General features: G+C 60.6%; 13 protein-coding genes and 1 pseudogene. 7 read left to right on the top strand and 7 right to left on the bottom strand.

The window, feature by feature from the left end; translation table 11 throughout:
* Positions 1-2: 2 nt before the first annotated feature.
* On the bottom strand, positions 3-713 hold the full coding sequence (locus tag BRA1417_RS0106800) for a glutathione S-transferase family protein (RefSeq protein ID WP_027515182.1): 711 nt from the start codon (positions 711-713) through the stop codon (positions 3-5).
* A 109-nt stretch (positions 714-822) separates the two neighbouring features.
* On the opposite strand from BRA1417_RS0106800, the gene BRA1417_RS0106795 reads away from it, so the two are divergent.
* Positions 823-1,194: a helix-turn-helix domain-containing protein gene (locus tag BRA1417_RS0106795; RefSeq protein ID WP_027515181.1), complete on the top strand. Its 372-nt coding sequence runs from the start codon at positions 823-825 to the stop codon at positions 1,192-1,194.
* A gap of 137 nt (positions 1,195-1,331) precedes the next feature.
* Here the strand turns inward: BRA1417_RS0106795 and BRA1417_RS0106790 are convergent, their stop codons facing one another.
* From BRA1417_RS0106790 to BRA1417_RS0106770, 5 genes are all read right to left on the bottom strand, one after another.
* The gene (locus BRA1417_RS0106790; protein WP_084462125.1) at positions 1,332-2,174 is read right to left on the bottom strand and encodes a CarD family transcriptional regulator; all 843 of its coding nucleotides are present in this window, start codon (positions 2,172-2,174) and stop codon (positions 1,332-1,334) included.
* Between the two features lie 344 nt (positions 2,175-2,518).
* Entirely contained in the window at positions 2,519-2,857 is a 339-nt protein-coding gene (gene fdxA / locus BRA1417_RS0106785) for a ferredoxin FdxA (protein WP_007599264.1), read from the bottom strand.
* 132 nt (positions 2,858-2,989) lie between these two features.
* Positions 2,990-3,259, bottom strand: a complete 270-nt coding sequence (locus tag BRA1417_RS0106780) for an RNA-binding S4 domain-containing protein (RefSeq protein ID WP_084462124.1) — start codon at positions 3,257-3,259, stop codon at positions 2,990-2,992.
* A 22-nt stretch (positions 3,260-3,281) separates the two neighbouring features.
* Complete coding sequence (locus BRA1417_RS0106775; protein ID WP_027515178.1) at positions 3,282-6,710, bottom strand: helicase-related protein; 3,429 nt, start codon at positions 6,708-6,710, stop codon at positions 3,282-3,284.
* Between the two features lie 607 nt (positions 6,711-7,317).
* Entirely contained in the window at positions 7,318-8,127 is an 810-nt protein-coding gene (locus BRA1417_RS0106770) for a DUF3108 domain-containing protein (protein WP_027515177.1), read from the bottom strand.
* A 606-nt stretch (positions 8,128-8,733) separates the two neighbouring features.
* Between BRA1417_RS0106770 and rpmB the strand changes: the two genes are divergently transcribed.
* The 5 genes from rpmB to BRA1417_RS0106745 all read left to right on the top strand — a co-directional run bounded on the left by rpmB (position 8,734) and on the right by BRA1417_RS0106745 (position 13,106).
* Positions 8,734-9,045, top strand: a complete 312-nt coding sequence (gene rpmB, locus BRA1417_RS0106765; RefSeq protein ID WP_007604603.1) for a 50S ribosomal protein L28 — start codon at positions 8,734-8,736, stop codon at positions 9,043-9,045.
* Positions 9,046-9,496: 451 nt separating this feature from the next.
* A complete protein-coding gene (locus BRA1417_RS0106760) occupies positions 9,497-10,096 on the top strand; it encodes an ABC-three component system protein (protein WP_027515176.1) in 600 nt (199 codons plus the stop codon).
* Positions 10,093-10,617 (top strand): ABC-three component system middle component 5, encoded by a 525-nt coding sequence (locus BRA1417_RS0106755; protein WP_027515175.1) that lies wholly within the window; start codon positions 10,093-10,095, stop codon positions 10,615-10,617. The genes BRA1417_RS0106760 and BRA1417_RS0106755 overlap by 4 nt, the downstream gene beginning before the upstream one ends.
* A 22-nt stretch (positions 10,618-10,639) precedes the next feature.
* Positions 10,640-12,523, top strand: coding sequence for an ATP-binding protein (locus BRA1417_RS39555; protein ID WP_051448277.1), 1,884 nt, complete (start codon positions 10,640-10,642; stop codon positions 12,521-12,523).
* 76 nt (positions 12,524-12,599) lie between these two features.
* Positions 12,600-13,106 (top strand): DUF4238 domain-containing protein, encoded by a 507-nt coding sequence (locus BRA1417_RS0106745; RefSeq protein WP_027515174.1) that lies wholly within the window; start codon positions 12,600-12,602, stop codon positions 13,104-13,106.
* A 633-nt stretch (positions 13,107-13,739) separates the two neighbouring features.
* On the opposite strand, the pseudogene BRA1417_RS45290 reads toward BRA1417_RS0106745, so the two are convergent.
* Positions 13,740-13,851, bottom strand: a pseudogene (locus BRA1417_RS45290) (DUF1488 domain-containing protein); the annotation flags it as partial.
* A gap of 139 nt (positions 13,852-13,990) precedes the next feature.
* Between BRA1417_RS45290 and BRA1417_RS0106735 the strand changes: the two are divergent.
* Entirely contained in the window at positions 13,991-14,371 is a 381-nt protein-coding gene (locus BRA1417_RS0106735; RefSeq protein WP_027515172.1) for a hypothetical protein, read from the top strand.
* Positions 14,372-14,380: the final 9 nt, after the last annotated feature.

Genomic DNA, 14,380 nt, shown 5'->3' with positions numbered 1-14,380 from the left:
GGTTAGGCTTGCTTGCCATATCGCGCGATGACGTCGGCCAGCGCGATATGGCCTGCACACGATCCTGCTCCCGGATCATTGCTCCCGCTCTCCACAGCGGTGGCGTAGATGACCCCGGGATTGGCCTCGAGTTGTTGGCGCAGCGCCGACAGCTTTGGCCAGCGGCTCCTGTCCGCGATGGCGTGGAAGTCGAGCCAGCGCGCCACACCTGCCAGCAAGGCGTCGGCGAGGGTCGGCCGGTCGGCGAGCAGGAACCTCGCCGGCTCGATCATGGCTTCGAGCTTGTCGTGACGTTCGATCACCTTTCTCCTTCCGAACTCCCGCAAGGCCGAGCGCATGGCGTCGTCCATCGCCACGCCTTCCATTGCGACCCAAAGCGGCGCGAACGCGCCGGTGAAACCGGTATTCACGAACGCCATCAGCTGATGCATGCGATCGGCTTTCGGCGACAACTGATCAAAGCTTATGCGCCGTTCGGTATCCCTGGCTTCGAGCCAAGCCGCGATCGCCATGGTTTCCGTCAGCACATCGCCCTGGTCCGTGATGAGTGCAGGCGTCTCGTGTCCCGGATTGATCCTGGCGTATGACGGGCTCAGCATCTCGCCCAGCATGTCGACGCGACACAGGCGATATGGCCTGCCAAGCCATTCAAGAGCTGCAACGAGTCCGATGGAGCTTCCCATCGGGAAGCCGTAGAGTAGGATGGGGTCCATCGATCTATTCTCCGTGATTTCTGATGATCACGCTGCGCAGCGGTCCCGAACCCTAGTCGCTCGCTCCATCAAGTAAATTGCGAACATTTTTGTAACCTGGAGTCCGCCGATGAAAGACCTCGTTTCGAGATGTCCCATCGAGGAAGTGATGCAGGTCCTGAGCGGCCGGTGGCCTACGCTTCTGATCTACTATTTGAAGCAGGGCACCAAACGGTTCAGCGACTTGCGTCGGGACAATCCGACCATCTCGCACAGGATGCTCGCCCTCGAGCTTCGCAAACTGGAGGACGCCGGAATCGTGACCCGCACGGAATTCGACGGATACCCGTTGAGGGTCGAGTACGATCTGACCGCCGCCGGCCACACCTTGGTGCCGTTGATCGATGCGTTGGGCGCCTGGTGGTCGACGGTTGCGACTAGCGCGGGTGGAGACGGCCGCGAGACCGGGCGCGGCGCTTCGGGAAGCGCATCGCGGGTTTGATCCCGTTTAGGATCGCATAGGCTCAAAGAAATTCGGCCCGCTGACCGTCCCCGAACCAGAGCGATCAGCGTCTCCAAAACAAAAAACCCGGCCAACCGGCCGGGCTTTTGATCTGTTGCGATGAACGCGCGAGAGGCTTACGCGGCCTCGTCGGCGACCGTGGCGCCGCCATCGGTCTCGTCGCTATCGCCCTCGGCGTCCGCATCGGCCTCGCCTTCGGCGGCTTCGGACTTGGCGCCGGTGCGGCGCGGGCTCTTGGCGAGCTGGGCCTCGATCTCCTTGACCGCTTCGGTCTCGGTCGAGTGCTGCACCACCGCGATCTCGCGGGAGAGACGGTCGAGCGCGGCTTCATAGAGCTGGCGTTCGCTGTAGGACTGTTCCGGCTGCGACTCGGAGCGATAGAGGTCGCGCACGACTTCCGCGATCGCGACGATGTCGCCCGAATTGATCTTCGCTTCGTATTCCTGCGCGCGGCGCGACCACATGGTGCGCTTGACGCGGGCACGGCCCTTGAGGGTCTCGAGCGCACGCTTCACCAGCGCGGGCTCCGACAGCTTGCGCATGCCGACATTGGCGACCTTGGCGGTCGGCACGCGCAGCGTCATCTTGTCCTTGATGAAGTTGATGACGAACAGCTCGAGCTTCGCGCCGGCGATCTCCTGCTCCTCGATGGCCAGGATCTGGCCGACGCCGTGAGCGGGATAAACGACGAATTCGTTGGCCTTGAAGCCCTGACGCTGGGTCACGACCTTCTTTTCCTCGACCTTCGGCGCAACAGCCGCGGGCTTGACGGCCGGCTTGGCGGCAGCGACAGGAGCCTTGGCGGGAGCAGCAGCAACAGGAGCCTTCGGCGCGGCGGGCTTGGCAGCGGGAGCCTTGGCAGCGGGCGTCTTTGCAACAGCGGGCTTGGCGGCAGGCTTGGCGGCAACAGGCTTGGCAACGGTCGCTTTCGCGGCCGGCTTGGCAGTCTTGTTAGGCATTGCGCTTCTTTTGTTCTTCGAGGACTTTGCAGCCGGCGCCTTCGTCGCGGTCCGACCCTTGGATGCGCTACGGCTGGCCGCGGCGACTTTCTTGGCGTCCTTATGGGAAGCCTTCGCTGAAGTACTCTTTTTACGCGTTTTCTGTGACACAGCCTGCGCGCGGAAACTGCCACGCCCCTGTTCGACATTTGGTTTCACGGGAACCCAATGGGGCCGACGGGGCTAACCAGGGTTCGGCTCAATGTGCCCAATATAGCACATTTCCCGCAAAAATCAATGATTTAGGGGTCTTAAGGGCTGGTTTTCGGCGATAACGCCGCTAATAGGGTTAAGTTTGACCCGAATTAGTCGCCGGAGCCGGGGTTCGCCGAGAAATACTTGTCGAACTTGCCCTCCATGCCGTCGAAATCCTTGGCGTCGGCAGGTGATTCTTTCTTCTGGGTGATGTTCGGCCAGCTCTTGGCGTAGTCGGCGTTGACCGTGAGCCACTTTTCCAGGCCCGGTTCCGTGTCAGGCTTGATGGCATCGGCGGGACATTCCGGCTCGCACACGCCGCAATCGATGCACTCGTCAGGATGGATGACGAGCATGTTCTCGCCCTCGTAGAAACAGTCGACCGGGCAGACCTCGACGCAGTCGGTGTACTTGCACTTGATGCACGCTTCAGTGACGACGTAAGTCATCCAACGCTCCGAAAAGCTCTTTTAAAAGTCGCGGCTTGCGTAGCGCGGATGGCCCGGCGCCGCAAGCTCAGGAACGGCCGATCATGACGGCTTTATGCGCTTGATCGACCAAGAAATGAATTCAAAACGCAATTAATTGCGCTGAGAATTCGGATGGCCTTCGCTGAGCTCTTCGTAGAGCACACGGGCCGAGGCGGCATCGCCGCGGCGCTCGTTGAAGGCGATGACTCTCAAGACGCGCACGGTGCGATCGAGCGCGACGGTGAGCACGTCGCCGATCTTGATCGCATGCCCCGGCGACTTCTCGCGTGCGCCGTTGACGCGGACATGGCCGGACTCGACAAGCTCGGCAGCGGAGGTGCGCGCCTTCACCACCCGCGCGTGCCATAGCCATTTGTCGATGCGCTGCCGCTCGGTCGTGGGCTCACTCCTTACGCCCTGACAGCTGCTCCTTTAGCGCAGCGAGTTTCGCGAAGGGCGAGTTCGGATCGACCGGGCGATCGCGCTCGCGCGGGGTGGTGCTCGATGCGTAGGGACGCAACGACGGCCCGCCCTGGCGGTCGCGGCCCTTGTCGCGGTCGCGGCCACGGTTGTCGCGGCCCTTGTCGCGATCGCCGCCACCGAACTTGCCCTTGTTGCGATCCTTGTTGTCGCGGTCCTTGTTGCCGCCATTCTTGGCCTCGAAGCGGCGGTTCTTGTCGTCGCGTCCCTCGGGACGCGGCGCGGCTTCGGCGCCGCCTTCGCGCGGCTTGCGGAAATCCCTGCCACCATCGCGACCAGAATCGCGACGATGACCGCCGCCATGGCGATGACGCTCACCGCGCTTCTCGCCGTCGGCGGCAGGCGCGGCTTCGCCTTCGGCAGGCGCAGCGCCGGCTTCAGCAGCCGCCTGCGGACGCGGCTGGTGACGCTGGTTGCGGTGGCGCTCGTGGCGCGGCTTGCGATCGTCGTGACGGCCGGCGGGACGCCAGACCTCGATGAGCTCGGGCTCGGCGGGCGTGGCCGCGGCTTCCACGGGTGCTGCCGCATCTGCCGACGCAGCGGCTTCGGTTGCAGCAGTTTCGGCAGGCGCGGTTTCGGCGGGGACAGCTTCAGCGGGAGCGGTTTCAGCAGCTTCAATGGGTGCCGCAGCCTCTTCCGCAGGCGGCGCGATGCCGGGAGCGTCTTCCGGTGTGACGGACGCTTCGAGCGCCGGCTCTTCAGGCGCGGGCTCGTCATGCTGCTCCATGCCGGGCGCGTCTTCGACGGTCACAGGCTCGGCGGCGGCTTCGATCGCGGTGTCCGCGGGCGCGGCGGCGTCCTCGACCGGCGTTTCGGTTGCGGGTGTCTCTTCGCTGGAGGCTTCAGCAACAGGCGTCTCGGCAACAACCGCGGCGGGCTTCGCCGGCAACGGCGGGCGCTTGTCCATGCGATAGCCGAGCGCACGCAGCACCGACGCAAAATCCTCGCCGGCCGAACCGGTGAGCGAGGTCATCGCCTGCGTCACCACGAAGCTGCGGCCGTCGAATGCACCGGCGGGCTTTTCGCCGGACGCGTTCTCGCGCCAGGCCAGCGCCGGACGGATCAGGTCGGCCAGGCGCTCGAGGATATCGACGCGCACGGCGCGCTCGCCGGCCTGCTTGTAGCCGAGCACGCGATAGGCATCGCGCGGCAGCTGCTTGTCGACCGGGAACGAGGTGCGGCCCGAGCTCGCCAGATGCTGCGCGCCCGACAGCGCGGAGGGATCGACATTGTCCTGCTTCAGCGCCCAGAGTAGCGCGGCCAGCGCGCGCCCGGCCGGCTTGAGCAGGCCGGGGAAATAGAGGTGATAGGCGCCGAAGCGGACGCCGTATTTGCGCAAGGTCGCGCGCGAGGGCTGGTCGAGGTCCTTCAGCTCGTTGGCGATCTTCGGGCGCTCCAGCACGCCGAGCGCCTCGACGAGCTGATAGGCGATGCCGCGGGCGATGCCGGTGACGTCCTCGGCCTTGCTGAGCTCGAACAGCGGCCCGAGCAGCTTTTCGATGTGCGTCTTGAGCCAGAGCTCGAGCCGGGCCTGCACCTTGTCGCGGGGGGCGCCCGTGAGGCGTTCGTCGGAGATGATGCGGATGCGCGGATGCAGCGCGTCCTCTGCGGCAGACAGCCGCGCCACGGCGTCGCCGGTCCAGCGGATGATGCCTTCCGAGGTCAGCACGAACTGCTCGTCCGGCGCATTGCCCAGTTTTTCGGCGCGCGCGTTGATCTCGCCGGCGAGCACGGCCTGCGCTGCAGCCTGCAACGCTTTCGCATCGGAGCCGGCTTCCGCCGCATCCGGTGCAAAGGTGAAGCCATCGAGGCGGCCGATGACATGGCCTTCGACGATGACTTCGCCGGTCTTGCCGATTTCCGTATTCAAGCTCGTGTTCTCCCGCAGGCGGCGCATCAATACACTGGTCCGGCGATCAACGAAACGCTCAGTCAAGCGTTCATGGAGCGCATCCGATAATTTATTTTCGACCTCGCGGGCGATCCCCTGCCAGCGTTCGGGGTCTTTCAGCCAGTCGGGGCGGTTGGCGACGAAGGTCCAGGTGCGAATCTGCGCGATCCGGGCCGACAGCGTGTCGATATCGCCGTCGACGCGGTCGGCCTGGTCGATCTGGGTCCTGAACCAGGCGTCGGGGATGCAGCCCTTCCGCATCAGGAAGCCGTAGAGCGTGGTGACGAGCTCCGCATGGGCGGCCGGCGACAGCTTTCGATAATCCGGGACCTGGCAGGCCTCCCACAGCCGTTCCACCGCATCCTTGCCATGTGCGACATCGCGCACCTCGGCGTCGCGGGCGGCGTGGTCGAGCACGCGCATGTCTTCGGCGATGGGCGCGCGGGTCAGCGCGTCGTGGCCGGGGGCCAGGTTCAGCGACACCTGGAGCGCGCCGAGGGAAGCAAAATCCAGCTTCGAATTGCGCCATTGCAAAACCTTCACGGGATCGAAGGTGTGGTTCTGCAGCGTGTTGACGAGCTCGGGCTCGAACGGCGCGCAGCGGCCGGTGGTGCCGAAGGTGCCGTTGCGGGTGGCGCGGCCGGCGCGGCCGGCGATCTGGCCGAATTCGGACGGCGTCAGGCGGCGGAACTGGTAGCCGTCGAACTTGCGGTCGGAGGCAAAGGCGACGTGGTCGACGTCGAGATTGAGGCCCATGCCGACGGCATCGGTGGCGACGAGGTAATCGACCTCGCCGTTCTGGAACATCGCGACCTGCGCGTTGCGGGTGCGCGGCGACAGCGAGCCCAGCACCACGGCGGCACCGCCGTGCTGGCGGCGGATCAGCTCGGCGATGGCGTAGACCTCGTCGGCCGAGAAGGCGACGATGGCGGTGCGGCGCGGCTGCCGCGTGATCTTGCGGTCGCCGGCGAATTCCAGCTGCGACAAACGCGGCCGCGTGATCATGGAGACGCCGGGCAGCAGCCGCTCGATGATCGGACGCATGGTGGCAGCACCGAGCAGCAGCGTCTCGTCGCGGCCGCGGCGGTTGAGGATGCGATCGGTGAAGACGTGGCCGCGTTCCAGATCGGACGCGATCTGCACCTCGTCGACGGCGAGGAACGAGACGTCGAGATCGCGCGGCATCGCCTCGACGGTCGAGACCCAATAGCGCGGCGCTTTCGGCTTGATCTTCTCCTCGCCGGTCACGAGCGCGACGGCATCGGGCCCGACCCGCGCGGCGATCTTGTTGTAGACCTCGCGCGCCAGCAGGCGCAGCGGCAGCCCGATCATGCCGGAGGGATGCGCGAGCATCCGCTCGATGGCGAGATGGGTCTTGCCGGTGTTGGTGGGACCAAGCACCGCAGTGACGCCGGCGCCGGGAAGCCGCTCGGAAGCGAAGGGGGAGGAGGAAAAAGGCATCTGGGGGATTAGGTAATGGCGATTGGGGCGAATGTCAGTGCTGTTTTGGGGCGGTGGCGCGAAGGGCCTGGAAGTCACCTCGCCCCGCTTGCGGGGAGAGGTCGGCGCGAAGCGCCGGGTGAGGGGGACTCTCCGCGAGTCCGTCTGTCACCGCTTCCGTGGCAGCAGCCCCTCACCCCAACCCTCTCCCCGTAAGAACGGGGCGAGGGGGACGAGAGAGCTTCCCAAATCCCGCGCAACTGTCTCACTTTGCGACGCTTTTCCCGTTGGCTTTAAGCTTCGGAACGAGTTGAGAACGAATCGCGGCCGAATCGGTGACTCCCCCTTGAGTCCTGTTCCGTTCACGCAAGATGTCGCGGGAGGCTTATTGGGTTTGCACTAGATGGAGTTTTGCCCCGCCGCACAAGCGACGTTTCGGTGGCGGAATCGTTAAAGCTGGGGACGGCGCGGAGTCGAATCAGAATCGGGGAGGAGTCAAACGGATTCCAGGTTCTCGCCCCCCTCCAAACAAAAAGCGCGAAAACAACCCCATGCACAGTAGGCATGTCGTTGAAATCATTCACGTTTATTTTTGCTAAAAAGGGTAGGTCGGCGCGGGACGCCCGGCCTACTGCGTCTTCGCGACCTTGGGCGGCTGGGCGCTGGTGATGAAGCTCGTCGCCTCCAGCATGGCCGGCCCGAGCGGGGTCGGCACTTTCAGCCAGAACGGGACCAGGATGCGCGTGCCGGCGATCGGCGCGAACGCGACCTCGATGTTGCGCTGGGCGGCGAGATATTTGATCACGGGACGGTCGGGGATGTAGCCGGCGATGGGCACGAAATAGAGCGAGCAGACCACGACCTGGCCGTGATAGCCCTTCTCCGCCTTGACGTTCTCCATGCGCTTGAAATCGAGCTTGAGCTCGTAGCGCATGCGGCCGTCGAACACGGCGGCGCTGCCGTGGCAGGCGTCCGCCGACAGCACGTCGCCGGTGCCGGATACGCGCACCAGCGAGGCCGTCATCGGGTCCCAGACGCCGCGGCGATGCGCGTCGGTGACGACGATGCGGTCGGGATCGACCGGCGGCTCCGGCAGAATCGCAAAATCCTTCACATTGCCCTTGTCGAGCGTGATGCGGATCTCTTCGGTCTTCTTCGAAGTGGTGGTGGAGGCCTGGTAGCCGGTCGCGACCAGCGCGCCGTTGACCACACGCCCTTGCGAGGCGCCGGTGCCGGACCCGCCCGCGAAGGATTTCAGCAGCCCCGAGGTGCCGCCGGAGGCCGCGGCCGCGAACACGTCGTCCTGGATGTCGATGTTCCAGGCGCCCTTGCCGACCGGAATGCCCGCCAGCGTCGCCTCGTATTGCGCCTCGAGCTTGCCTTGCGCCGCCGCGGGCTCCGCCGCCCACGCCAAAACCAGCCCGAACAGGGCCGCCATGACCCAGCCGCCGGCAGAGCGCGGATGACTTGCGCGTGGATTCCTTGCGCGCCGCTCCGCTGAGCGCAAGTCGGGCGCAAGATGAGGCGTTGTGAGCACGAAACAATCCAATCGGGGCGCGAACGGTTGTTACTTAAGTCAAAAACCGCGCCAAGCAATGCGTCCGGGCCACTCCGCGTCCGGAACTCCACCGGACTCTTCGGGCGTGAATACGCCCTTTATGTGATGGTAAGGCGCGATAATCATTGCCGTTTTGGTGATCGGGGCGGGTCAGAAGCGCGCACCTCACCCCGCCACCTCTTCCCCCTCGCCCCGCTTGCGGGGAGAGGGTCGGGGTGAGGGGGGCTCTCCCCGGAGGAGGTGAGAATTGAGTATACTCAAACCCGCAGCGCCTTCGCGGAGGCTCCCCCTCACCCGGAATCCGCGCTGATCGCGCGCATTCCGGCCTCTCCCCGAAGGCGGGGAGAGGCGAAAGCAGCAGCCAAAACCTTGACGTCCCGCCGCTTCCCCCCTATACGTCCGCCCGCTCCCTGCAAGGACAGAGAATTTGCCCGTGGCGCCCCGAATGGCGGCCGCACATCGTTGGGAAAGATTGAGGATTTTGCCATGTCTCGCCGCTGCGAATTGACGGCCAAGGGCCCCCAGGTCGGCCACACGGTCAGCCACTCCAACATCAAGACCAAGCGCCGCTTCCTGCCGAACCTGGTCAACGTGACCTTCATCAGCGAAGCGCTGGGCCGCAACGTGCGCCTGCGCGTCTCCACCAACGCGATCAAGAGCGTCGACCACAATGGCGGCCTCGATCCCTTCCTGCTCAAGGCCAAGGCCGCCGTGCTGTCGCCCCGCGCCCTCGAGCTGAAGCGCGCCATCCAGAAGAAGGTCGGCCCGACCCCCGCGCCGGCGAAGAAGGCGAGCTAAGAATTTTCGAATTGGGCGAGGGCTTGCGTCGCGAGGCGTAGGGTTAGCCGGAAGAGTTTTGCATTGCGGCCGGATCGGAAGATCCGGCCGTTTTTTGTGCGGTGCGCCTTATCAGCCGAAAGATTGAGTGGCTAATCGGCATTATTTGATGGATTCCGTCCCGCGATAAGATAATCAAGAATCATACTCTGGGTTGTGTCGCTGATTCCATTAATTGCATTGCGGGGGAAACGTGATCGATTTCTTGCTCAATCATGCAAAGGAGATTGGAGCGTTCATCGGCGGCCTCGTGGCCGGGGGTGCTGGCGGATCGTGGCTAACTTTGCGCATGTCGCGCAAGAACCAACTCTCAGGAGCTGGATCAATAGTTGACCAGAGTGGGGCACGCGCAGGAGGCAATCTTGCCGGGCGTGACAACACCACGATCAATAACCGACGATGAGTCGCCCAAATGCCGATTGAGCATGGCGGAACAGTTGCTGTTTCGGTTGACCAATCCAATGCCACGGCGGAAGGCCATATTGCCGGACGCGACATCTATAACATCACTAACAACTTGAGTGAGAGATCGGCCCCACGGGCTGCCGGAATCGTTGAGCAACTATTACAGAGACTGGATGAGGAACTAAAGAACGATCAAAGGGCACAAAACACAATCGAGAAGCTGCAGAGATATCACCGGAATAAAGCTCTCGATGGAGTCGTAGGCCTTGAAGCTAAGCTGAAATATGCCGGCCGCGAGGCTAACTACTACGATGCCATCGAAATGAAGGAGATGTTCGTCAAACTTCTTCATCAGTGGTCCCTCTACGCATCTGCCCAGCAGATCTTTGTCTATCTTCTTGCGCGAGCAGAGCGGCACTTCAACGATATTATCTTGCCTCAAATTCCAGTCTTGGGAGTTGCGCAGGTAAACTCGCTCGTGAACGAACTAATTGTCGAACCGACCGTCAGCGAATGCGGAGCCAGCGTCTTTGAAATAGATCACAACACGGCCCTTGGCATGGTCTACTGGCTGGCCGAGCAGTGCTTCGTGCGGTGGCACAAATGAGCCAGCTTGTGTTTCAACCCTCGCTCGATCCATTTCACGCCGTATTCCGGCTTATACGCTTGTTACCGCTTTTGAAAGTCGCAGGGCCTCTTCCCATCGACCACGTTCGAATTCTGGATTTCTACCTGCTATTCCCATTTCGAATTCGCTTGATTCGACTTGCGCAAAGCCACCAACACTTCAAAAAACTCTCTGAAGAGTACGCGCACCTTACGCCGTACGGCGAGCAACCCGATCCACCCCTCCTGTTCGAACGCATGCACCCTCTGCAATTGGCCGCAATCGAAACCCTAGCCGCCAACAACTACATCGATAAGGACGCCTTTCTGGATGACATTTTCAAAACCTCCGCCGCAAAGGTGCCCGAGGCAATTTCCGCTCGTGCCGAAGAACTAAACGCCGCTCAAGCCAATCTATTGGAGTTCATTCGTACGCTGGCCGAACACTACACGTTGTCCGATGGACTAAATGGCCTGAAAGCGCGAACCGGGCTTATGGAGTATCGCTATGATACGGTATGAGCCAACATTAATCGTAACACGAATGGTCGTCTACCGTTCAGAAGCAATCGTTTACGACGCAGCGTTCCATGCGGGCGTAAATATCGTGCGCGGAGAGAACTCCTCAGGCAAATCTACGGTACTTAACTTCATATTCTACGGGCTTGGTGGCGACCTTACCGACTGGAGCACAGTCGCTCGACTCTGTTCGAGAGTCGTCCTTGAAGTCAGTTTGAATGGAAAAAAAGCCACGCTAAGCCGCGACGTCTCCGAAGCCTCCACTATGCAGCCAATGGAAATATTTGGCGGCTCTTATCTCGATTCGATAAAGGCGCCCAGATCGCAGTGGATCAGATATCCGTACAGGAGCGGCGAAAATCGAGAGAGCTTCTCGCAAGCCATTTTCGGCCTGTTGGGAATCCCCGAGGTCTCAAGCGATCTATCCGGGCACATTACAATGCACCAGATTCTTCGCCTACTTTATGCAGATCAACTCAGCCCGGTAGAGCAGCTCTTCAGGGCCGTTCCATTCGACCGAGCGGACTTGCGAGACACCGTGGGACGATTATTGTGCGGGGCTTACGACAGCGCTGTCTATGACAACGAGCAAAAGATACGTGAACTCTCGAAAGAGTTCGACACCATAAACGGGCAACTTCGCAGCCTGTTTTCGGTGCTTGGAAAGGCAGACCAGGGATTCACGCTTGAGTGGATTGACGCTCAGCGAACGTCACTCGAGCAAGAGCAAACAGCAACGCAGCGCCTCATCGAGGAGGCAGAACAGAAGCTTTACACATCAACTAAGAACGATAAGCTGACGCTTGCGCAGCAAGAAAAAGCTTATAAAGCTGTTCAAACGCTACAAAGCGAATTGATACGACTAAAGCAAGATCGAGACGCGCTAGCCCTTACGATTGCGGACTCGGATGCATTTTTGGCCGCCTTGAAAAACAAACTCGAGGCACTACGCGATTCCTCCGCCGTCGTCGATCACATCGGTGAGGTAAGATTTCAATGTTGTCCTGCTTGCTATTCTCCGATCGATGGCGAGCTCGCAAAGCATGCGTGCCACCTTTGCAAAACACCTTTTGAATCAGAGCACACTCGCAGCAGAATAGCCGCGTTGATAATGGATACGTCACTCCAAATCAGGCAATCTACCCTCTTGCAAAGTAGGCGCGAAGACCGAGCACGGACGGTGGACCAAGAAATCAAAGATACAGAGATCAAGTGGAAAGACGCGTCACGCCGACTTTCCGCCCTCCGATCCTTACCATCAACGAATGATCGCGAGAAGCTTAGAGAACTTCATCGCCGGTCTGGATACTTGCAGCGGCAAATTGAGGATCTGGATCAAAAAGCACAGCTGGCGGCGACAGTTCGGCAATTGTCGGACCGCAAGTCGGAGCTCCAAGCAGCGATAACAAAGTTACGCAACATCAACGACACACTGCGAGCTCAGCAGGCCTCAACCCTTGCGAAGGCCTACACGTTGATCGCTGACGAGGTAAAGAAGCTACTCGTCCAGGACCTAAGGCGACAGGACGTGTTTGAAGACCCAAGAAGCGTGAACTTCACATTTGAAGGCAATCAAATAACCGTCGACAACGAAAGCTACTTCTCAGCCAGTTCTAGGACAATTCTGCGGAGCAGCTTCTTTCTAGGCTTCCTGGCCGCGGCAACAAAGAATCCATTCTTCCGCCATCCGCGCTTCTGCATGATAGATAGTCATGAGAATATGGGTGTCGAAGCCATTCGTAGCCAGAATTTTCAACTGCAGATTCTGCGAGTTTCAAAAGAAAGCAAAGTGGAACATCAGATCATATTCGCTACTGCCATGATCGAGCCCGAACTTGAAGATGAAGCGTACACGGTGGGCGCATTCTCAACGAACGTGGACAAGACAATCGGCATCAAACTCGACTGAACGCCGGCGTTCAGAACGCGCCTGGAAATCGGACAACCGATCAAGATCAAGCAAGAGCTATTCGACTGGACAGAAAATGGCTCTAGATCACTATGTTTCGCAGGTTCATCTGAAGCGCTTCTATTCGCCGTCGCTCGATGAACTCATGCACGCGACGCGCAAAAGCGACCTTAAAACCTTTACACCAAGATCGAACGATGTGTGCCGAACCGACGAAGGAAATACGAATGATTTCCTGAGCGAGCCTCGAGCAATTGAAGAGTTCTTAAAAACCATTGAAGGCAAATACAATGCTGCCGTTACACTTCTAGAGACAGGAAAGCCTAACAACGAAGCGATATACGTAGTTGCAGACTTCCTAAGCTATCTACTGACATGCACTCCGGCCGCCATGCGCATGAACGCAAATCTGGTTGAAGAGCATATCGAGGCAATGGCAAAAGCCGCTGAGGCTAAAGCAGCGTTCGAACCGCCACCTAGCGAACTAGCGGGCGATAGCCTGACCGAATTGCTAGACCGCGGAGGTATCAAGGTCGTTGTGGATCGGAAAGTGCACAAGCAGTCGGCATTGCCTCGATCCTGAGTCACGTTGCCGCATTCGGAAACTCTTCTTGGGAAATCCTTATCAACAACAACAAAGACTGCCCATTCTTCACAAGTGACTTTCCAGTCGCGAACGAGCAATCGAAAACCAATTCATCCTAAATCGAATTGTTCCTTTGACGCCTACGCTAGCGGTCAGGATCAAGCCCACCGCCAACCACAGCGATCCCGATTTTAGTTTTGAGAATTTCTCGTATGTAAAACGGCACATTTCTCGGCAAGAGGCGATCGAAATCAACAGGTCACTCGTTCGATCCGCTGAAGATACCGTGTTCTACTCTGATGCTCAGAGTTGGGTTAGTGCCTTTGTAGAGAAGAACCGTAACTACCGAATGGAGACGCAGGAGGTGAGCTCCGGTAAGGTACCTTTCAAGCATTACCGACAAGTCGCGGCAAAGTTCGACCGTGCGGCACAAGAAAAGGAACAGTCGGCGAAGATAGCCGCTCCAATTTCGAAGGCTTCGGCAACCGATGCACCTCGCGGCGAGGCGCCGCAGAAAGGAATGACGATCTCAACGTGGACAAGGCGTCGCGAGCCTAAGCCTCTAAAGTAGAGGGGTCTCGGCACCACACTACGCCAACAACATGTTCGCAGCTCAACACGGCCCCGCCCCTACCCCCGAAAATCAATGCTCCGCAGCACGATCCCCGGCGGCGTGCCTTCGAACTCCGTCGCCTGATACCCGTTCCACGCAGGCTTCGATGCGCTCGCGCAGGTGGGTGAATTAGGCTTTGTCGTCGTTGGGCCGGACGCACTTGCCGCCGCGCAACGAGCCACCCCGTAGTGCTACTAGCTAAGCCAAGGTCCTATTGATCTCCCGCACTGGTTGCGCTTCTGTGCGCCTTTCCGGGGGGATTCTTCTAATGCGTCATTTGAGCCTGGCGGTCCTTGCGACCGCTCTTGCTGGCTGTGCGTCGTCTTCATCTGACATCTCGGCGGCTTACGTCTCGCCGGTGCAGTATCAGCAGTACAACTGCCAACAGCTCGCGCTTGAGGCGCAGTCGGTATCCGCCAGAGCTGCGACCCTCTCCGGCGTTCAAGACAGCCAGCGCACCAAGGATCAGGTCGCGACGGGCGTTGCCGTCGTTGTGTTCTGGCCCGCGGCGTTCCTGGTCGGCGGCGACAAACAGGCTGCGGCCGAACTCGCCCAAATGAAGGGACAGTTGATCGCGGTCGAGCAGGCCTCGATCGCAAAGAAGTGCAACATTCAATTCCAGGGCAAGCCCCAGGAACCGCCGAAGTAGGCGTCGTCG

This window comes from Bradyrhizobium sp. WSM1417, from assembly GCF_000515415.1.
Taxonomy (GTDB): domain Bacteria; phylum Pseudomonadota; class Alphaproteobacteria; order Rhizobiales; family Xanthobacteraceae; genus Bradyrhizobium.
Note: the sequence above shows the minus strand (reverse complement) of the source record. Positions and strands in the feature narration are given on the sequence as shown.